The organism is Pseudomonas sp. RC10-4-2 (assembly GCF_050433085.1).
Classification (GTDB): domain Bacteria; phylum Pseudomonadota; class Gammaproteobacteria; order Pseudomonadales; family Pseudomonadaceae; genus Pseudomonas; species Pseudomonas aeruginosa.
Window position 1 is genome coordinate 617209 of record NZ_JBNPXX010000002.1, and the last position, 19339, is coordinate 636547.

Sequence of the window (19339 nt, forward strand, 5' to 3'; positions counted from 1 at the left end):
CCATGGCCGCGCCGATCAGCGCCGAAGAGGTGGCCCACCGGGCCGCCTCCGACGCCGAACTCATCGCCTGGGTCGACGAGCAGGACCGCCCGCTCGGTAGCCTGCCGCGCGCGGAGCTGCGCGAGCGCGGGCTGATCGGTCGCGGCACCTTCATCCTGCTGTTCAACTCCGCCGGCGAGCTGTGCGTGCAGCGCCGGACCCTGAGCAAGGCGGTCTATCCGGGGTACTGGGACCTCGCCGCCGGCGGCATGGTCCAGGCCGGCGAGCCCTACGCCGACTCCGCCGCCCGCGAACTGGAGGAAGAGCTGGGAATCCGCGACGCGGTTCTGCGCGAACATGGCCGCTTCTTCTTCGACGAACCGGGCAACCGGCTCTGGTGCGCGGTGTTTTCCGCCGTCTCCGATGCGCCCTTGCGTCTGCAGGCGGAGGAAATCTCCGAAGCCCGCTTCATCCGTCCCGAACTGGCGCTGGAAGAGGCTCGCAGCCTGCCGTACTGCCCCGATTCCCTGCAGGCGTTGCGCCTGTACCTGGATGCTTGAGCCGCGGATGTCGCCATTTCACCGATCAATGGCGCATTTTCGCTCTTAGCATTTGCTCGCAATGCTGCTAAATTGCGCGACCTTTTCGGGCGGTCCCCATGCCGCCCCTGCGCAGCCCCTGCCTGAGTGGGGCGTCGCGGTCGGCTCCCGCCGGCCATCGTTATTGACCTGGCCCGTCGAGGCCATTCTGGGGGAAACGCCCGGTGGTCAAAAAAGCTTCGTCCCTGTCCGCCCTCGGCGGGCTGGTGTATTCCACGGATGGCGGCCGGCATTGCCCGGACTGCCAGCAACCCAAAGACGCCTGCATCTGCGGGCAGGCCGTAGCGCCTGTCGGCGACGGGATCGCGCGCGTGCGCCGCGAGACCAAGGGCCGCGGCGGCAAGACGGTGACCACCATCAGTGGCCTGCCGCTCGCCGGCGATGCGCTCAAGGAGCTGGCCAGCGCGCTGAAGCGGCGCTGCGGCACCGGCGGCAGTCTCAAGGACGGCGTGGTGGAGATCCAGGGCGAGCATGTCGAACTGCTGATCGACGAACTCCTCAAGCGCGGTTTCAAGGCGAAGAAGTCCGGCGGCTGACCGCGTTCTCCCCTGCAGAGAGCGGGCAGGTCCGGCACCGCGAAGGCCGCACCAGCCCTTTCCCTAGATGGGAGACTGCGGATACCCGCATGAGCGGATTTCCTCGGCTTTCCTAAACTACCGCCCAGTGTGGCGGTCAACACGGCAACGTCACATCCTCCGGCTAGCCTCCACCACAGGCGTGCCGGCCCAGGGCCATCCGGAGATCCCGGCGCCCGCCCGACCCCGAACATTGAGGAGATCACCGCGCATGGCCGCTCGACGGACTCGCAAAGACGATGGCAGCAACTGGACCGTGGCCGACAGCCGCGGCGTATACGGCATCCGCCACTGGGGTGCGGGTTATTTCGCCATCAACGATGGCGGCAATGTCGAAGTGCGTCCGCAGGGCGCCGACTCGACGCCCATCGATCTCTACGAGCTGGTCGGCCAGTTGCGCGAGGCGGGCCTGAGCCTGCCGCTGCTGGTGCGCTTCCCGGATATCCTGCAGGACCGCGTGCGCAAGCTCACCGGCGCCTTCGACGCGAACATCGAGCGCCTCGAATACCAGAGCCGCTATACCGCGCTGTATCCGATCAAGGTCAACCAGCAGGAAGCGGTGGTGGAGAACATCATCGCCACCGAGAACGTCTCCATCGGCCTGGAGGCAGGCTCCAAGCCGGAACTCATGGCGGTGCTGGCGCTGGCCCCGAAGGGCGGCACCATCGTCTGCAACGGCTACAAGGACCGCGAGTTCATCAAGCTGGCGCTGATGGGGCAGAAGCTCGGGCACAACGTGTTCATCGTGATCGAGAAGGAATCCGAGGTGCAGCTGGTGATCGAGGAGGCCGCCAACGTCGGCGTGCAGCCCCAGGTCGGCCTGCGCGTGCGGCTGTCCTCGCTGGCTTCGTCGAAGTGGGCAGATACCGGTGGCGAGAAGGCCAAGTTCGGCCTTTCCGCCGCCCAGCTGCTGTCGGTGGTCGAGCGCTTCCGCCAGGCCGGTCTCGACCAGGGCGTGCGCCTGCTGCATTTCCACATGGGCTCGCAGATCGCCAACCTGGCCGACTACCAGCACGGCTTCAAGGAAGCCATCCGCTACTACGGTGAGCTGCGCGCGCTCGGCCTGCCGGTGGATCACATCGACGTTGGCGGCGGCCTCGGCGTCGACTACGACGGCACCCATTCGCGCAACGCCAGCTCGATCAACTACGACATCGATGACTATGCCGGCGTGGTGGTCGGCATGCTCAAGGAGTTCTGCGACGCCCAGGGCCTGCCGCATCCGCACATCTTCTCGGAGAGCGGCCGGGCGCTGACCGCGCACCATGCGGTGCTGATCACCCAGGTCACCGACGTCGAGCGGCACAACGACGACGTGCCGAAGATCGTCGATCTCGACGAGCAGCCGGAGATCGTCCGCTGGCTGGCCGAACTGCTCGGCCCGACCGATGCCGAGATGGTCACCGAGACCTACTGGCGCGCCACCCACTACATCGGCGACGCCGCCGCGCAGTATGCCGACGGCAAGATCAGCCTGGCGCAGAAAGCCCTCGCCGAGCAGTGCTACTTCGCTATCTGCCGGCGCCTGCACAACCAGCTCAAGGCCCGCCAGCGCTCCCACCGGCAGGTCCTCGACGAACTCAACGACAAGCTCGCCGACAAGTACATCTGCAACTTCTCGGTGTTCCAGAGCCTGCCGGATACCTGGGCCATCGGCCAGGTGCTGCCGATCCTGCCGCTGCACCGCCTGGGCGAGGAGCCGGATCGGCGCGCGGTACTGCAGGACCTGACCTGCGACTCCGACGGCAAGATCACCCAGTACGTCGACGAGCAGAGCATCGAGACCAGCCTGCCGGTGCACGAGGTGAAGGAGGGCGAGGACTACCTGATCGGGGTGTTCCTGGTCGGCGCCTACCAGGAGATCCTCGGCGACATGCACAACCTGTTCGGCGACACCGACTCGGTGAACGTCTACCAGCGCGCAGACGGCGGCATCTATCACGCCGGCATCGAGACCCACGACACCATCGAGGACATGCTGCGCTACGTGCACCTGTCGCCGGAGGAACTGATGACCCTCTACCGCGACAAGGTCGCCGGGGCCAAGCTCACCGCCCGCGAGCGCAACCAGTACCTGGATGCGCTGCGCCTGGGGCTGACCCGCTCGGCGTACCTGTCCTGACTGGCTAGCCCGTCGGCGACGGGAAGCGAACCAGGCAATGGCCGGCTGGCGCGAGGCGCCCGCCGGCCATTTCGTTTCAGATCCTGCTCGTTATGTGGGAATTCCGCGCAACCCCTTCATTTCCGCTTCCCTGCCGGCGGTGGACGTCGGCGTGGTTGCCTGCTGTGTCCGGCGGATAACGCTTCGCGTCATTCGTCCTACCCGTGGGGGGAAGGGCCGGACTTTTTCAGCGGCTCCTGGATGCTCCGCGCCTCAGAAGTACTTCAACCAGGCGATATCCCGCCGCCGCGCCTTGAAACCGGCGAACCAGTGCACCGCCGGGTACAGCGCCACGGCCAGCAGGATGCTGCACAGCCATAGCGCCGGCACCGAGGAGAAACCGAAGTAGTCGCCCCGGTTGGCGCCCCAGATCGCCAGCGCCAGCAGGTACAGCAGCTTCAGTAGGTAGAGATGCAGCAGGTAGAAGAACATCGGCGCTCCGCCGAACGCCACCAGGGCCTTGCCGCGACCGCTCCAGTCCAGGCGTTCGAACCAGGCCAGGAGCAGCAGGCCGATTCCCAGGGTGAGGGCGAGGAACAGCAGCGACGGCGGATACTTGGTGACGTTGAAGAAGCCCATCAGGGTGATCGCCGGCGTCTCGCCGAAGGCCCAGGGTTTCTCGCCATAGCCGTTGAGCAGGCGCAGCAGGATGAAGCCGAGCAGCAGCCCGCCACCGCCCGCCAGGAGGTAGCGTCGGCGCGTGGTTGCCGGCGTGGCGCCGCTGAACCAGTTGCCTGCGGCATAGCCCAGGGCGATCACACCGATCCACGGCAGCAGGGGGTAGGAGGTGCGCAGGCGCAGGGCGTCGCCCGCTTCGATCCAGCCGCGGTCGTGGAGCACCGCCCACGGCAGGTGCCAGGCCGAGCCGGGAGCGAAATGCAGCGGATCGAGCAGGTTGTGGCCGGCCACCAGCAGCACGCCGAGCGCCGCGAGCAGAGGGCGCGGCAACCAGAGCAGGGCGGCCAGGGCGAGCATGCTCAGGCCGATCGCCCAGATCACCTGGAGGTAGATCACCGTCGGCGGCAACTGGAAGGTCCAGGCGAAGTTCACCAGGGTCAGTTCCAGCGCCACCAGGAACAACCCGCGCTTGAACAGGAACGCCGAGACCGCCCGGCGTCCCTGGTGCTTCTCGCCGTAGAGGAATGCCGACAGGCCGGTGAGGAAGACGAACACCGGCGCGCACAGGTGCGCCAGGGTGCGGCTGAGGAACAGCGCCGGCTCGGTGCTGGCGACGTCCATCGGGTCGCCGACCTGGCGGTGCAGGAAAAAGGTCTCGCGGACATGGTCGAGCAGCATGAACAGCATCACCAGGCCGCGCAGGGCGTCGATGCTGTGCAGGCGGGAGGAATTGGAGATGGAGTTGGGCATGTCTGGGCTGGTCGTCGGAAAAGAGGGATGAGTATCACAGCCTGGCGGCGAGACGCGAGATAGAGCCGGGCATTGTATTGCGAGGCCGGAATCGAACTGGTAGCGTTATAGTATATCATTTCTTTTCTGGTGCGATTTCCCATGAGAGTCAGTGTGTCGCTTGTCCTCGGTGTCGGCCTCGGTTGCAGCAGTCCGGCGCTCTGGGCGGAAACGGAAAGTCCCGCAGAGCTTGAGGTCCTCACTGTCACCGCCGAAGCGGAGCGCGCGGAAGGCCCGGTGCAGGGCTACCGGGCCAATCGGTCGGCCAGCGCGACGCGCACCGACACCCGTATCGAGGACATCCCGCAAGCCATCAGTGTGGTGCCGCGCCAGGTGCTCGACGACCTTGACAGCGCTCGTATCGAACGGGCGCTGGACTTCGCCGGCGGGGTCTCGCGGCAGAACAACTTCGGCGGCCTGACGATGTTCGAGTACAACGTCCGTGGCTTCACCACTTCGGAGTTCTACCGCGACGGCTTCAGCGCCAACCGCGGCTATATGAACGCCCCGGACAGCGCCACCATCGAGCGCGTGGAAATCCTCAAGGGACCGGCCTCCAGCCTGTACGGGCGCGGCGATCCCGGCGGCACGGTGAACCTGGTGACCAAGAAGCCCCAGGCCGAGCGCTTCGCCCGCCTGCATGCCAGCGCCGGCAGTTGGGACCGCTACCGCTCGACCCTGGACCTGAACACGCCGCTGGACGAAGAGGGCGACCTGCTCTACCGGATGAACCTGGCGGTAGAGGACAGCAAGGGCTTCCGCGACTACGCCGACGGCCAGCGCCTGCTGGTGGCGCCATCGTTCAGCTGGCAACTGGACCCGGACACCTCGTTGCTGGTGGAAGCCGAGGTGGTGCGCAACCGCCAGGTCTTCGACCGCGGCACCGTGGCGCCGCACAACCACCTGGGCAGCCTGCCGCGCTCGCGGTTCTTCGGCGAACCGGACGACGGCAAGATCGACAACAACAACGAAACCCTCCAGGCCACCCTGCGCCATCACTTCAACGAGCAGTGGAGCCTGCGCCTGGCCAGCCACTACAAACATGGCCACCTGGACGGCTACGCCTCGGAGAACTCCAGCCTCGCCGCCGACGGCTACAGCCTGCGCCGGGAGTACCGCTACCGCGACTTCGAGTGGCACGACAGCATCACCCAGCTCGACCTGCTCGGCGACCTCCATACCGGCTCGATCCGCCACCAGTTGCTGATGGGCCTCGAGTACGAGCGCTACCACAACGACGAACTGATCCTGCGTAGCATCCCGTCGCGCAACCCCTATGCCATCGACATCCGCCGGCCGGTCTACGGCCAGCCGAAACCACCCTTCGGACGCGACGACCGCAACCACGAGGAAGTCGACGCGATGGCCCTCAACCTGCAGGACCAGATCGAGTTCAGCGAGAAATGGCGCGGCCTGCTCGGCGTGCGCTTCGACCGCTACCGCCAGGACATGAACGCCACGCGCCTGAACAATGGCCGCTTCCGCGACACCAGCTCGCAGCAGACCCAGCGTGCCGCCACCCCGCGCATCGGCGTGCTGTACCAGGCGACCCCGGAGGTCGGCCTGTTCGCCAACGCCTCGAAATCCTTCAAGCCCAATGGCGGTACCGACATGGTCGGCAAGGCCTTCGACCCGGAGGAGGGGCGCGGCTACGAGGCGGGGGTGAAGCTCGACCTGCTCGATGGCCGGCTGGGCATGACCCTCGCCGCGTTCCACCTGAAAAAGAAGAACGTGCTCACCGCCGACCCGAGCAATCCCGGTTACCAGCAGACCGCCGGCGAGGCGCGCAGCCAGGGCTTCGACCTGCAGTTCAGCGGCCAGCTCACCGAGCAGTTGCGGCTGATCGGCGCCTACGCCTATATCGACGCCGAAGTGACCAAGGATGAGAACATCGCTCGCGGCAGCCGCCTGCTCAACGTGCCGAAGCACAGCGGCAGCCTGATGGGCGTCTACGAGTTCCGCGAAGGCTGGCTGCACGGCGCCGATGCCGGCGCGGCGGTCAACTATGTCGGCGAGCGCGCCGGCGACAGCAGCGACAGCGGCTTCGAACTGCCGGCCTACACCACCGTCGACCTGCTCGCGCACTATCCGCTGGCGAGCAATGCCACCCTCGGGGTGAACGTCAACAACCTCTTCGATCGTCGCTACTACGAGCGTTCCTATAACAACGTCTGGGTCGCCCCCGGCGAGCCGCGCAACCTGACCATGAGCCTGACCCTGAACTACTGAGCCCTCTACCGCCGCCAGGAAGCCATGCCATGCAAGGACGCACACCGCTGCTGGAAACCCTCCGCGAACTGGAATGCGAGATTCGCCTGCTCACCGTCTATGCCCGCGAGTGTTGCGGCTGCTACGAGATCCTCAGGCGCAAGCTCGACCGTCTGAGCGGACTGATCGGGGAGGATTGCAGCCGGGCGCAGTGGCAGGCCGATTCGGACGACCCTGCGTTGCAGGCGCTCGGCCTGCGCCTGCGCGACGCGGCGGTGCAGGCCCTCTGCGAACTGGAGAAGCACCTTTGCCAGGGCGTGCTGCATGAACCCGGCGAGATGGGCCGCTACCTGGGTAGCCTGCTGGAATCCATCCGCGGCGAACTCGACAGCGCCGGGATAGATGCCGATGCACGGGTCCTGTTCGTCGGCTCCGGTGCCCTGCCGACCTCGGCCCTGGTGCTGGCGCGGGAGGTCGGCGCACATTTGTGCTGCCTGGACATCGACGAGGAGGCCCTGGGCTGTGCCCGCGAGATCGCCCGCTGCCAGGGGCTGGAGGCGCGCATGCAGTTTTCCTCGCTGCCGCCGGCGGAACTGGCGTTTTCCCGCGATGCCACGCATTTCCTGATCGCTTCGCTGGTGCAGCAGAAAAGCGCGGTGCTGGCGCAGATCCGCCAGGTCATGCGCGCCGACGCCAAGGTCCTGCTGCGTCACGGCAGCGGCATCAAGGGACTGTTCAACTACCCGGTGGAACCGGCCGAACTGGAGGGCTGGCGGGTTTGCGCGGAGCGGGTCAGCCAGCCGCTATACGACACCCTGATCCTGGAGAAGGCCGGTCGATGAATGCCGCTGATGAGAGCCTGGGCAACGTCCTGCTGGTCGGTCTGGGCGCGGTGGCGATCCAGGTCGCGCTGGACCTGCGCCGCCACGGTGCCGGTCGCCTCGGCGCGCTGAACCATCCCGGCCGGCGCAGCCAGCGGATCGCCGAGGCCCTGGCGCGCGGCGCCTGCCTGCAGCTGGAAGGGCAGGGGCAGCATCGCTGGCTGTCCGGCAACGCCGCGCTGGACGTCTTCCACCAGGACCCCGCTGAGCTTCGCGACGATTGGCAGACCCTGGTGCTCTGCGTGCCGGCCGACAGTTACCTGGACGTGGTCCGCGGGTTGCCCTGGGAGCGACTCGGCGGGGTGCGCACGCTGCTGCTGGTGTCCGCCTTCATCGGCGCCAACCTGCTGGTGCGCAGCGCCCTGCCGGCGGGGTGCCAGGCGACCGTGCTGAGCCTGTCCAGCTACTACGCGGCGACCAAGGTGATCGACGAGACACAACCGCTGCGGGCCCTGACCAAGGCGGTCAAGCGCAGGGTCTACCTGGGTTCCAGCCGGCCGGACTGCCCGGCGCGGGAGACCTGGCGGCGAGTCCTGGCCGGCAGCGGGGTGGAGGTGGTACCCCTGGCGACGCCGGAAGCGGCGGAGGGCCGCAACGTCACCACCTACGTGCACAGTCCGTTCTTTCTCGGCGAGTTCGCCCTCGCCCGGATACTTTCCGAGCAGGGGCCTCCCGGTTTCATGTACAAGCTCTACCCGGAGGGACCTATCACCCCCGGGGCCATCGGCGCCATGCGGCGGCTGTGGTGCGAGCTGAGCGAACTGTTGCGGCGGATGGGCGCCGAGCCGTTGAACCTGCTGCGGTTCCTCAACGACGACAACTACCCGGTGCACGAGACGATGCTGCCGCGCGCGGCCATCGACGGCTTCGCCGAGGCCGGCGCCGAGCGCCAGGAATACCTGCTGTTCGTGCGCTACGCGGCGTTGCTGGTCGATCCGTTCTCTCCGGCCGACGAGCAGGGTCGCCACTTCGACTTTTCCGCCGTGCCGTTCCGCCGCGTCAGTCGCGACGAGGATGGACTCTGGCGGCTCCCGCGGGTGCCGCTGGAGGACTATCGCAAGCTGGCGCTGATCGTCGCGCTGGCCGCCCACTTCGACCTGGCCATGCCGCAGGCGCGCAGCCTGCTGGCGAGCTACGAGAACGCCGTGTCCCGATTCATCGATTGCCAAGGAGCGAGCCAGTGCCATCCAAGCCTGTATCCGATCGACAGCCGTCCGGCGGCGGACGCCATCTATCGCCAGTGGTGCTCGACCTGCTGAAGAGCGGGGTGCTGCTGGCGGTGCTGGCGTCCTTCACCTTCAGCGTGATGAACGCCCTGGTCAAGGAAGCCAGCGCCACCCTGCCGGCTGCCGAGATCGTGTTCTTCCGCAGCGCCATCGGTACCCTGCTGATCTACCTGCTGATGCGCCAGGCCGGTGTCGCCCTGTCGCGCCAGGGCGTGCCGATGCTGCTGGTGCGCGGGGTGATGGGGGCGCTGTACCTGGTCTGCTATTTCTACGCCATCGCCCACATCCCGCTGGCGGACGCGAGCATCCTGGCGCACATGTCGCCGTTCTTCGTCATCCTCTTCTCCGCGCTGTTCCTCGGCGAGCGGATTCCCCGGGCGGTCTATTGGCTGTTGCTGGTGGTGGTGCTCGGCGCGCTGATGATCGTCAAGCCGTTCAGCTATTCCAGCTACTCGGTATACGCCGTGGTCGGCCTGCTCAGCGCGGTGTTCGCCGCCGGTGCCTCGGTGGCGATCCGCCAACTGAGCGCGCGGCACCATACCTACGAGATCGTCTTCTACTTCCTGGCGGTGGCCACCCTGGTGGCCATCCCGCTGATGTGGAACGACTTCGTGGTGCCGGCGACGCTGCGTGAGTGGGGGCTGCTGCTGGCCATCGGGGTGGTGTCGCTGCTCGGCCAGGTGTTCCTAACCCGCGCCTTCAGTCACGAGAGCGCGACCATCGTTGCGGTGACCCGCTATATCGGCATCGTCTTCAACGCCGGCTGGGGCTGGCTGTTCTGGAGCGAGGTGCCGGACGCGCTGACCATCGCCGGCGGCGTGCTGATCGTGGTGGCGTGCATCGCGCTGTCGCGGACGAAGAAGGGCTGAGCCTCCGGCGCGACCAGCTCCCGCTGCTTCGCGCCGGACCGCGCCTAGAGTACGTAGCGCCAGATCGCCACGAAGTGGAGGAGGCTGCCGGCGATCACGAACAGGTGCCAGATGCCATGCCAGTGGCGGAAGCGGTGGTCATAGGCATAGAAGACGATCCCTACGGTATAGAGCACGCCGCCGGCCGCCAGCCAGGTGAAGCCGGCGCTGCCGAGGGCGGCGAGCAGCGGTTTCACCGCGATCAGCACGATCCAGCCCATCACCGCGTAGATCACCACCGACAGCACCCGCGCCTCGGAGCGTGGCTTGATCTCCTGGAGCATGCCGAGCACGGCCAGGCCCCAGACGATGCCGAACAGCGTCCAGCCCCAGGGACCGCGCAGCGTGACCAGGCAGAAAGGCGTGTAGCTGCCGGCGATCAGCAGGTAGATGGACAGGTGGTCGAGCTTGCGCATCACCACCTTCGCTCGCCCGCGCACGCTGTGGTAGGCGGTCGAGATGCTGTAGAGCAGCGTCAGGGTGACGCCGTAGACGCCGACCCCGACGATCTTCCACGGACTGCCGTTGAGGCTCGCCTGGACCGTCAGCCAGACGGCGCCGGTGCAGGCGGCGACCGCACCGATCAGGTGGGTCCAGGCATTGAGTCTTTCACCGTGATACATGACGCATGATCCTCCCGCGATGGACAACGCCATGGTAGGGCATGTCGGGGTGGCGTGGGTCCTGACCTTTTATTGGCGTTTTCCGTGACGGTTGCATGAAGGTTCTCCTCATCCCTCCCTGCTCGTTGGAACGGATAAAGGCTTGACGGTTTTAATTATGATCATAATATTAAGTGTGTAATATAAATAACCGCTGTCAGCGGTCAGGCTTTTTTCCAGCGAGAACCCACATGAACGAACAGATTGGCAATGGCGTCGCCCTGGTCACCGGCGCCTCTTCCGGAATCGGCGCGACCTACGCCGAGCGCCTGGCCCGCCGTGGCCACGACCTGTTGCTGGTGGCGCGCGACCGGCAACGCCTGGAAGCCCTGGCGGATCGCCTTCGCCAAGCCCACGGGGTCAGGGTGGAGATCCTGCGCGCCGACCTGTCCGAGCGCGACGATAGGTTGCGGGTCGAGCGACGGTTGCGCGACGACGCCTCGATCGCGTTGCTGGTGAACAACGCCGGCGTGGCGATGAACGGTCCGCTGGCCGATGCCGACATGGACCGGGCGGAGCGGATGATCGCCCTCAACGTAGTGGCCCTGACCCGCCTGGCTGCCGGCGCGGCGGAAGGGTTCCGCCAGCGTGGCGGCGGCGCTATCGTCAATCTCGGTTCGGTGGTGGCGCTGGCGCCGGAGTTGTTCAATGCCGTCTATAGCGCGACCAAGGCCTACGTGCTGAGCCTGAGCCAGTCGCTGCAGCACGAGCTGGCCGGCAGCGGCGTTTACGTCCAGGCGGTGCTGCCCGGCGTCACCCGTACCGAGATCTGGGAGCGCAGCGGCACCGGAATCGCCGGGATTCCCGCGGAGATGGTGATGGAGGTCGAGGACCTGGTGGAGGCGGCGCTGGTCGGTTTCGATCGGCGTGAAGCGGTGACCATCCCGTCGTTGCCGGATGCGGCCGATTGGCAGGCGCTGATGACGGCACGGGCCAGGCTCGCGCCCAATCTGTCGCGGCAGCGGCCGGCCGAGCGCTACCTCGGCTGAGGCCCTAGCGCTCCATCTGCTCCAGCAGCTTCTTGCGCGTCGCTTCCAGTATCCGTTGCGACAGCGCCTCATCCTGCACGCTGCGCGACAGTTGCAGCGCGCCGACCAGCGAAGCGAGCAGCAGCACGGCGCGCTCGCCTGCGTCCTCGCCCTCCAGGGCCGCTTCGATCATCGCCAGGCGCTTGCGCACGATGCTGTCGGTGGTCGGGCTCGGCGTGCCGCGCTGGCCGAGTTCCGCCGACAGGGTCGGCAACGGGCAGCCGGCGCCGGGGTTATCGCGGTGACGCGGCGACAGGTACTGCTCTATCAGCAGCGCCAGCGGTCGTTCCGCCTCCGCCAGGGGCGCGGTGATTTCGTCGAGTTGCGCCGCGGCATGCCGCAACGCGGTTTCCACCAGGTCGTCCTTGGACTTGAAGTGCGCGTAGAAGCCGCCATGGGTCAGGCCCAGGGCCTTCATCAGCGGTTGCAGCCCGGTGGCGCCGACGCCGTCCTGGCGGAACAGCCGGGCAGCCTCCTCGACGATACGCCGGCGGGTCTTCTGCTTGTGGTCTTCGGGATAACGCATGGCTTCGATACCTTGGAATGCAGGTCGTCATCTTAACGCCTGGCGGCCTTCCCTGGCGAAGCCGCGTTCATCCGGCCATGTGCAGGACCAGGCAGGTGGTCGAGCCGACGGCGTAGAGACGGTCGTCGACATCGTACAACCGGCCCTCGGCGACCGCCGTCGAGCGGCCGAGGTGCACCACCCGGCCTTCGGCACGCACCGGGCCGACCTTGTCGGTCAGCGCGCGCAGGTAGCTGATCCGCAGGTCGGTGGTGGTATAGCCCTGGCCGGCCTGGAGCCGGGTATGGATCGCGCAGCCCATGCAGGAGTCCAGCAGCGACGCGGCGTAGCCGCCGTGCACGCTACCCAGCGGATTGTAGTGGCGGCGGTCCGGGGTGCCCTGGAACAGGAAGCGCCCTTCGGACCACTCGATGGGAACGAAGTCGACCAGTTCGCCGTAGGGCGGACAGGGCAGTTGGCCGCTGCCGATGCGGTCGAAGAACTCCTGCGGGGAGAGCGCGGCGACTTGCGCCAGCTCCAGGGTTCCGCTGGCGCCGAGGCGGGCGCGGGCGGCCCGTTCGGTGGCGATCCAGGCGTTCAGGCGATCTTCGCGGCCGGGCTGTTCCATGGTAGTGCTCCTGTCGTGGTGGGAAAGGGTTGCAGGAAAATTACGGTCATCATATAAGCTTTGCATGACGAGCGAAATACAATCGCTTTCGGTCCCTCTACGCGACGTTTCCTCTATTTGCGCCGGCGTCGCCTACGCTGAGGGGGCCGTGGCGGGACAACCGAGGAGCAGGATGATGGAAAGCTATGACGTGATCGTGATCGGCGCCGGTCCGGGGGGCTACAACGCTGCCATTCGCGCCGGCCAGCTGGGCCTGAAGGTGGCCTGCGTGGAGGGTCGCGAAACCCTCGGCGGGACTTGCCTGAACGTCGGCTGCATGCCGTCCAAGGCCCTGTTGCACGCCTCGGAGCTATACGCCGCGGCGAGCGGCGGCGAGTTCGCCCGGCTCGGCATCCGGGTCAGCCCGGAACTGGACCTGGCGCAGATGATGAAGCAGAAGGACGAGAGCGTCGCCGCCCTGACCCGTGGCGTCGAATTCCTCTTCCGCAAGCACAAGGTGCAGTGGATCAAGGGCTGGGCGCGCTTGCAAGGCGAGGGCCGGGTCGGCGTGGCCCTTGCCGACGGCGGCCACGCGCAACTGGAGGCGCGCGACATCGTTATCGCCACCGGTTCGGAACCGGCGCCGCTGCCCGGCGTGCCTGTGGACAACCAGCGCATCCTCGACTCCACCGGCGCCCTGGAGTTGGTCGAAGTGCCTCGCCACCTGGTGGTGATCGGCGCCGGCGTGATCGGCCTGGAGCTTGGTTCGGTCTGGCGCCGGCTGGGCGCACAGGTCACGGTGCTGGAGTACCTCGAGCGGATCTGCCCGGGGCTGGATGGGGAAACCGCAAGGACCCTGCAGCGCGCCCTGACCCGCCAGGGCATGCGGTTTCGCCTCGGCACCCGCGTGGTCGCCGCGCGCAGTGGCGAGCAGGGCGTCGAACTCGACCTGCAACCGGCCGCCGGCGGCGCTACGGAATCGCTGCAGGCGGACTACGTGCTGGTGGCCATCGGCCGGCGCCCCTATACCGAAGGACTGGGGCTGGAGACGGTCGGCCTGGCCAGCGATCGTCGCGGCATGCTGGAGAACCAGGGACAGCGCAGCGCGGCGCCGGGCGTCTGGGTGATCGGCGACGTGACCTCGGGACCGATGCTGGCGCACAAGGCCGAGGAAGAGGCGATCGTCTGCATCGAGCGGATCGCCGGGCATGCGGCGGAGATGAACGCCGAGGTGATTCCGTCGGTCATCTACACCCAGCCGGAAGTGGCCAGCGTCGGCCTCGGCGAGGAGCAGCTGCAGGCGGCGAGGCGCGAGTACAAGGTCGGACGCTTCCCGTTCAGCGCCAACAGCCGGGCGAAGATCAACCACGAGAGCGAAGGCTTCATCAAGATCCTCTCCGATGCCCGCAGCGACCAGGTGCTCGGCGTGCACATGATCGGGCCGGGCGTCAGCGAGATGATCGGCGAAGCCTGCGTGGCCATGGAGTTCAGCGCTTCGGCGGAGGACCTCGCGCTGACCTGCCATCCGCATCCGACCCGCTCCGAGGCGCTGCGCCAGGCGGCGATGGACGTGCATGGCCGGGCCATGCAGAACTGAGGGCTCAGCCGCGCATGCCGAAGCCGCGCGCCATCAGCGTAGCCAGCAACGGAATGACCAGCAGCAGGAGCAGTTGCAGGCGCACCGCCAGGACCACCCGCCGGCCCCGGGCCGGCGTCACCGCCGGCACTTCGCCGGCCTTGAGGGCGCCGCGCCAGCCAAGGAAGGTAACGGTCGGCAACAGCGAGACCAGGGCCGCGAGGACGAATAGCCCGACCTTGGCGTGGAACAGACCATTGTGCAGGTAATAGTCGACGCCCTTGCCGTACCACAGCACCCGCGCCAGCCCGCTGGCCAGTACCGCCAGGGCGCAGAGGCCGTAGCCGCGGTCGATCGCCGCCAGGCTGCGGGCGCGCTCCAGGTCCAGCGGCAGGCGCAGCAGGCGGTGCTGCAACACCAGCAGGGCGAACAGCAGGAAGATCGACAGGTAGTGCAGGTAGGCGACGATTGCCTGGGCCATGGCGGCGCTCCTCGGGGTGGGATGGGCACAGTCAAGCAGACCCCGGGCCAATGTGCCTGACGGCGCTTCCGGTATTCCCCGAGAATGCGTCTAGAATCGAGCTGGCCATTTTCCGGAGCCCGCCATGACCCCGCTGACGCCCGAGCAGACCCATGCCTACCTGCACCATATCGGCATCGACGATCCCGGTCCGCCGAGTCTGGCGAGTCTCGACCGACTGATCGACGCGCATCTGCGCCGGGTCGCCTTCGAGAACCTCGACGTGCTGCTCGACCGTCCCATCGAGATCGACGCCGACAAGGTTTTCGCCAAGGTCGTCGAGGGCAGCCGCGGTGGTTATTGCTTCGAACTCAACTCGCTGTTCGCCCGCCTGCTGCTGGCCCTCGGCTACGAGCTGGAACTGCTGGTGGCACGGGTACGCTGGGGGCTCCCGGAGGACGCGCCGCTGACCCAGCAATCGCATCTGATGCTGCGTCTGTACCTGGCGGAGGGCGAGTTCCTGGTGGATGTCGGCTTCGGCTCGGCCAATCCGCCGCGAGCACTGCCTTTGCCGGGCGACGAGGCGGACGCCGGACAGGTGCATTGCGTGCGCCTGGTCGACCCGTACGCCGGTCTCTACGAAAGCGCCGTGCGCGGTCGCAGCGGCTGGCTGCCGCTGTACCGCTTCGACCTGCGCCCGCAGTTGTGGATCGATTACATCCCGCGCAACTGGTACACCTCGACCCACCCGCACAGCGTGTTCCGCCAGGGCCTGAAGGCCGCCATAACCGAGGGCGACCTGCGCCTGACCCTGGCCGACGGGCTGTTCGGCCAGCGCGCCGGCAACGGCAAGACGCTGCAGCGCCAACTGCGCGACGTCGAGGAACTGCTGGACATCCTGCAGACCCGTTTTCGCCTGCGCCTCGACCCGGCCTCCGAAGTGCCGGCGCTGGCGCGACGGCTGGCGGGACTGATCTCCGTCTGAGCGCTTTTGGCCGATGTCTTTTCGCCGGACTCCTGCGGGAATTTTCCGATGTTCCATAGAAGCCTGAACGAAACGGCTTTTTCGGTTGACCTCGTCTGGCAAGAGGTCTATAAAACCCCCGCCCGCAGAGCCGGGCACTTTCTTTCCCCCTACGAAGAGAGCCATGGACAGTATTCCCAGTAGTCGTCGCCCGGCCCAGCAGATGCCGGCTGGTGCGATGACCCAAACCAACGCACGACGGAACCCGCAACGGGTCGGTCGGTTGAGCGGCATCCTGGGCTGACCCACTGCTTCTCACCCGTGTCCGGCACGCCGGGTACAGGTGAGTCATGAACTTCGAGAATTCGGTATCCCCCGGCGTATCCGCCTTCGTGGCGAAGATGCGCGTGCGCGCCGCGTAGTCCCCCGGCGCGATCCTTCCCGGCCACGGCCATCCCGCGAGCCTCGCCTGGCGTGTCGACCCGGCCGGCGGTCGCCTGGAGTATCGCCGCCTGGAGACGCAGGTCGAAGAGAACCCTGTGAGCGGACGCCGCCCGATGCGCGGCTGACGCTTTCTCCTGCCTAACCCTTCGCACAAGGAGCCTGCCATGGACGAACCACCAAGTCGGCCTGCTGCGTGCCGCCTGAGCGGCCGCGCGCAGTGGGCCTCACCCGGACAAGCCGAACATTCTTCCCACCGATCGCGAACATCGCGACCCGGCACGCCTTTGCCTGTCACCTGACCGGCAACCGACTCGTGTCGCCGTCGCGCAGCTCGCGACAGGAGACCGAGTCATGAGCGTAGCGACCCAACGCAATACCCAGCTCGATACCGAGCGCCGCAACGACCGACTGTCCATGCGCGCCGCCCGCGAAGCGCAGAACAGCCTGGAAACCACCCTCACCAACGTCCGCGGTCGCCAGGACGGCCTCGACCAGGCCGAGGCCGCCGCCCGGCTGCACGCCGACGGCCCCAACGAAGTGGCCCACGACCGTCCGCCACACGTCCTGGTGCAACTGCTGCAAGCGTTCAACAACCCCTTCATCTACGTGCTGATGACGCTCTCCGCGATCAGCTTCTTCACCGACTTCTGGCTGCCGCTGCAGGACGGTGAGGAAACCGATCTCACCGGCGTCATCATCGTCCTCTGCATGGTCCTGGTCAGCGGCCTGATGCGCTTCTGGCAGGAATACCGCTCGGGCAAGGCCGCCGAGGCGCTCAAGGCCATGGTGCGGAACACCGCCACCGTGCTGCGCCGCGACGAGCGCGGGATGCGCGGCGAGCTGCGGGAAATCCCCATGGGCGAACTGGTGGTCGGCGACATCGTGCGCCTGTCCGCCGGCGACATGATCCCCGCCGACATCCGCCTGATCGAATCGCGCGACCTGTTCATCAGCCAGGCCGTACTCACCGGCGAGGCGCTACCGGTGGAGAAATACGACACCCTCGGCGCGGTCCGCGAGAAGTCCGCCAAGCGGATCGCCGCCGACCAGCAGGACCTGCTCGAACTGCCGAACATCTGCTTCATGGGCACCAACGTGGTCAGCGGCACGGCCACCGCGGTGGTGGTCGCCACCGGTGCGCGCACCTATTTCGGTTCGCTGGCCCGTTCCATCGTCGGTTCGCGGGCGCAGACCGCCTTCGACCGTGGGGTGAACAGCGTCAGTTGGCTGCTGATCCGCTTCATGCTGGTGATGGTGCCGATCGTGCTGCTGATCAACGGTTTCACCAAGGGCGACTGGACCGAGGCGTTCATGTTCGCTCTCGCCGTGGCGGTCGGCCTGACCCCGGAAATGCTGCCGATGATCGTCAGCGCCAACCTGGCCAAGGGCGCGGTGGCGATGTCGCGGCGCAAGGTGGTGGTCAAGCGCCTCAACGCGATCCAGAACTTCGGCGCCATGGACGTGCTCTGCACCGACAAGACCGGCACCCTGACCCAGGACCGGATCATCCTCGAGCATCACGTCGACGTTGCCGGCCGGCGCTGCGACCGGGTCCTGCAAATGGCCTGGCTGAACAGCTTCCACCAGTCCGGGATGAAGAACCTGATGGACCGCGCGGTGGTCGCCTTCGTCGAACAGAACCCGCGCATCACGCCGTCGGATGCCTGGCGCAAGGTCGACGAACTGCCCTTCGATTTCGTCCGTCGGCGTCTCTCGGTGATCCTCGAGGGCAAGGACGGCGAACAGCTGCTGGTGTGCAAGGGCGCGGTCGAGGAAATGCTCGAGATCGCCACCCGCGTGCACCAGGACGGTGTCGACCTGCCGCTCGACGAGGAACGCCGCCGGGCCCTGCTGGCGCTGGCCGAGCAATACAACCGCGACGGCTTCCGCGTGCTCCTGCTCGGCACCCGCAGCCTCTCGCGCACGGAGTCCCAGGCCCAGTACGGCGCCAGCGACGAGCGCGACCTGGTGATCGCCGGCCTGCTGACCTTCCTCGATCCACCGAAGGAAACCGCCGGCCCGGCCATCGCCGCGTTGCGCGAGAACGGCGTGGCGGTGAAGGTGCTCACCGGCGACAACCCGGTGGTCAGCGCGAAGATCTGCCGCGAGGTCGGCCTGGACGTCGGCGAGCCGCTGCTCGGTCGCGACATCGACCTGATGGACGATGCCACCCTGCAACGCCTGGCCGAGGAGCGCACGGTGTTCGCCAAGCTGACGCCGCTGCAGAAGTCGCGGGTGCTCAAGGCCCTGCAGGGCAACGGACACACCGTTGGCTTCCTCGGCGACGGCATCAACGACGCCCCCGCGCTGCGAGATGCCGATGTCGGCATCTCGGTGGACAGCGGCACCGACATCGCCAAGGAATCGGCCGACATCATCCTCCTGGAAAAAAGCCTGATGGTCCTGGAGGAGGGCGTTATCAAGGGCCGCGAGACCTTCGGCAACATCATGAAGTACCTGAACATGACTGCCAGCTCCAACTTCGGCAACGTGTTCTCGGTACTGGTGGCCAGCGCCTTCATCCCCTTCCTGCCGATGCTGGCGATCCACCTGCTGCTGCAGAACCTGATGTACGACATCTCCCAGCTGTCGCTGCCGTGGGACAAGATGGACAAGGAGTTCCTCGCCAAGCCGCGCAAGTGGGACTCGAAGAACATCGGCCGCTTCATGGTCTGGATCGGCCCGACCTCGTCGATCTTCGACATCACCACCTACGCGCTGATGTGGTTCGTGTTCGCCGCCAACAGCCCGGAAATGCAGTCGCTGTTCCAGTCCGGCTGGTTCATCGAGGGCCTGCTCTCGCAGACCCTGGTGGTGCACATGCTGCGTACCCAGAAGATTCCCTTCATCCAGAGCACCGCGGCGCTGCCGGTGATGCTGATGACCGGGCTGGTGATGGCGCTGGGCATCTACGTGCCGTTCTCGCCGCTGGGGGCGATGGTCGGCCTGCAGCCGCTGCCGTGGGAGTACTTCCCCTGGCTGGTGGGCACGCTGCTCTGCTACTGCGTCACCGCGCAGACCATGAAGACCCTCTACATCCGCCGCTTCGGCCAGTGGTTCTGAGCGATCGGCCGGGCTTCGTCCCGGCCTTTCCCGGCGCGTCGGCAAGCCTCGCCGCGCCGCGCAACGCACACCGGACCCACGCATGG

Annotated in this window: 16 protein-coding genes; 11 read left to right on the top strand and 5 right to left on the bottom strand. The window is 67.1% G+C overall.

What is annotated here, in order from left to right:
- Positions 1 to 2: 2 nt before the first annotated feature.
- The 3 genes from FHW81_RS10745 (at position 3) to speA (ending at position 3275) form a co-directional block, all read left to right on the top strand.
- Positions 3 to 539 (top strand): NUDIX hydrolase, encoded by a 537-nt coding sequence (locus FHW81_RS10745; protein WP_003095369.1) that lies wholly within the window; start codon positions 3 to 5, stop codon positions 537 to 539.
- Between the two features lie 203 nt (positions 540 to 742).
- The gene (locus tag FHW81_RS10750; RefSeq protein ID WP_003106225.1) at positions 743 to 1114 is read left to right on the top strand and encodes a translation initiation factor Sui1; all 372 of its coding nucleotides are present in this window, start codon (positions 743 to 745) and stop codon (positions 1112 to 1114) included.
- A gap of 250 nt (positions 1115 to 1364) precedes the next feature.
- Positions 1365 to 3275, top strand: coding sequence for an arginine decarboxylase (gene speA, locus FHW81_RS10755; RefSeq protein WP_003095365.1), 1911 nt, complete (start codon positions 1365 to 1367; stop codon positions 3273 to 3275).
- 252 nt (positions 3276 to 3527) lie between these two features.
- Here speA and FHW81_RS10760 read toward each other — a convergent pair whose 3' ends face one another.
- Complete coding sequence (locus FHW81_RS10760) at positions 3528 to 4682, bottom strand: DUF1624 domain-containing protein (protein WP_003112330.1); 1155 nt, start codon at positions 4680 to 4682, stop codon at positions 3528 to 3530.
- 141 nt (positions 4683 to 4823) lie between these two features.
- Between FHW81_RS10760 and cntO the strand changes: the two genes are divergently transcribed.
- From cntO to cntI, 4 genes are read left to right on the top strand one after another with little or no spacing between them, the layout of a single operon-like run.
- Positions 4824 to 6950: a pseudopaline transport outer membrane protein CntO gene (cntO, locus tag FHW81_RS10765; protein ID WP_033980758.1), complete on the top strand. Its 2127-nt coding sequence runs from the start codon at positions 4824 to 4826 to the stop codon at positions 6948 to 6950.
- Between the two features lie 29 nt (positions 6951 to 6979).
- Entirely contained in the window at positions 6980 to 7771 is a 792-nt protein-coding gene (gene cntL / locus FHW81_RS10770; protein ID WP_003104339.1) for a pseudopaline biosynthesis protein CntL, read from the top strand.
- Positions 7768 to 9069: a pseudopaline biosynthesis dehydrogenase CntM gene (gene cntM / locus FHW81_RS10775; protein ID WP_003095356.1), complete on the top strand. Its 1302-nt coding sequence runs from the start codon at positions 7768 to 7770 to the stop codon at positions 9067 to 9069. Before cntL ends, cntM begins: the two co-directional genes overlap by 4 nt.
- The gene (gene cntI / locus FHW81_RS10780; protein ID WP_003104336.1) at positions 9051 to 9905 is read left to right on the top strand and encodes a pseudopaline transport inner membrane protein CntI; all 855 of its coding nucleotides are present in this window, start codon (positions 9051 to 9053) and stop codon (positions 9903 to 9905) included. The genes cntM and cntI overlap by 19 nt, the downstream gene beginning before the upstream one ends.
- Before the next feature lie 44 nt (positions 9906 to 9949).
- Here cntI and trhA read toward each other — a convergent pair whose 3' ends face one another.
- Complete coding sequence (gene trhA / locus FHW81_RS10785) at positions 9950 to 10567, bottom strand: PAQR family membrane homeostasis protein TrhA (RefSeq protein ID WP_003095352.1); 618 nt, start codon at positions 10565 to 10567, stop codon at positions 9950 to 9952.
- 230 nt (positions 10568 to 10797) lie between these two features.
- Between trhA and FHW81_RS10790 the strand changes: the two genes are divergently transcribed.
- Positions 10798 to 11595 (top strand): SDR family NAD(P)-dependent oxidoreductase, encoded by a 798-nt coding sequence (locus tag FHW81_RS10790; RefSeq protein WP_033980759.1) that lies wholly within the window; start codon positions 10798 to 10800, stop codon positions 11593 to 11595.
- A 4-nt stretch (positions 11596 to 11599) separates the two neighbouring features.
- Here FHW81_RS10790 and FHW81_RS10795 read toward each other — a convergent pair whose 3' ends face one another.
- On the bottom strand, positions 11600 to 12160 hold the full coding sequence (locus tag FHW81_RS10795) for a TetR/AcrR family transcriptional regulator (protein WP_003112334.1): 561 nt from the start codon (positions 12158 to 12160) through the stop codon (positions 11600 to 11602).
- Between the two features lie 67 nt (positions 12161 to 12227).
- Positions 12228 to 12767 carry a PaaI family thioesterase gene (locus FHW81_RS10800; protein WP_003095346.1) on the bottom strand — a complete coding sequence of 180 codons (540 nt, stop codon included), beginning with the start codon at positions 12765 to 12767 and terminating at the stop codon, positions 12228 to 12230.
- Between the two features lie 172 nt (positions 12768 to 12939).
- On the opposite strand from FHW81_RS10800, the gene lpdA reads away from it, so the two are divergent.
- Entirely contained in the window at positions 12940 to 14343 is a 1404-nt protein-coding gene (gene lpdA, locus FHW81_RS10805; RefSeq protein WP_003095344.1) for a dihydrolipoyl dehydrogenase, read from the top strand.
- A gap of 4 nt (positions 14344 to 14347) precedes the next feature.
- On the opposite strand, the gene FHW81_RS10810 is transcribed toward lpdA, so the two are convergent.
- On the bottom strand, positions 14348 to 14803 hold the full coding sequence (locus FHW81_RS10810) for a DUF2214 family protein (RefSeq protein ID WP_003104329.1): 456 nt from the start codon (positions 14801 to 14803) through the stop codon (positions 14348 to 14350).
- A 124-nt stretch (positions 14804 to 14927) separates the two neighbouring features.
- Between FHW81_RS10810 and FHW81_RS10815 the strand changes: the two genes are divergently transcribed.
- The gene (locus FHW81_RS10815) at positions 14928 to 15767 is read left to right on the top strand and encodes an arylamine N-acetyltransferase family protein (protein WP_034054499.1); all 840 of its coding nucleotides are present in this window, start codon (positions 14928 to 14930) and stop codon (positions 15765 to 15767) included.
- Between the two features lie 774 nt (positions 15768 to 16541).
- Positions 16542 to 19253 carry a magnesium-translocating P-type ATPase gene (gene mgtA, locus FHW81_RS10820; protein WP_003146209.1) on the top strand — a complete coding sequence of 904 codons (2712 nt, stop codon included), beginning with the start codon at positions 16542 to 16544 and terminating at the stop codon, positions 19251 to 19253.
- Positions 19254 to 19339: the final 86 nt, after the last annotated feature.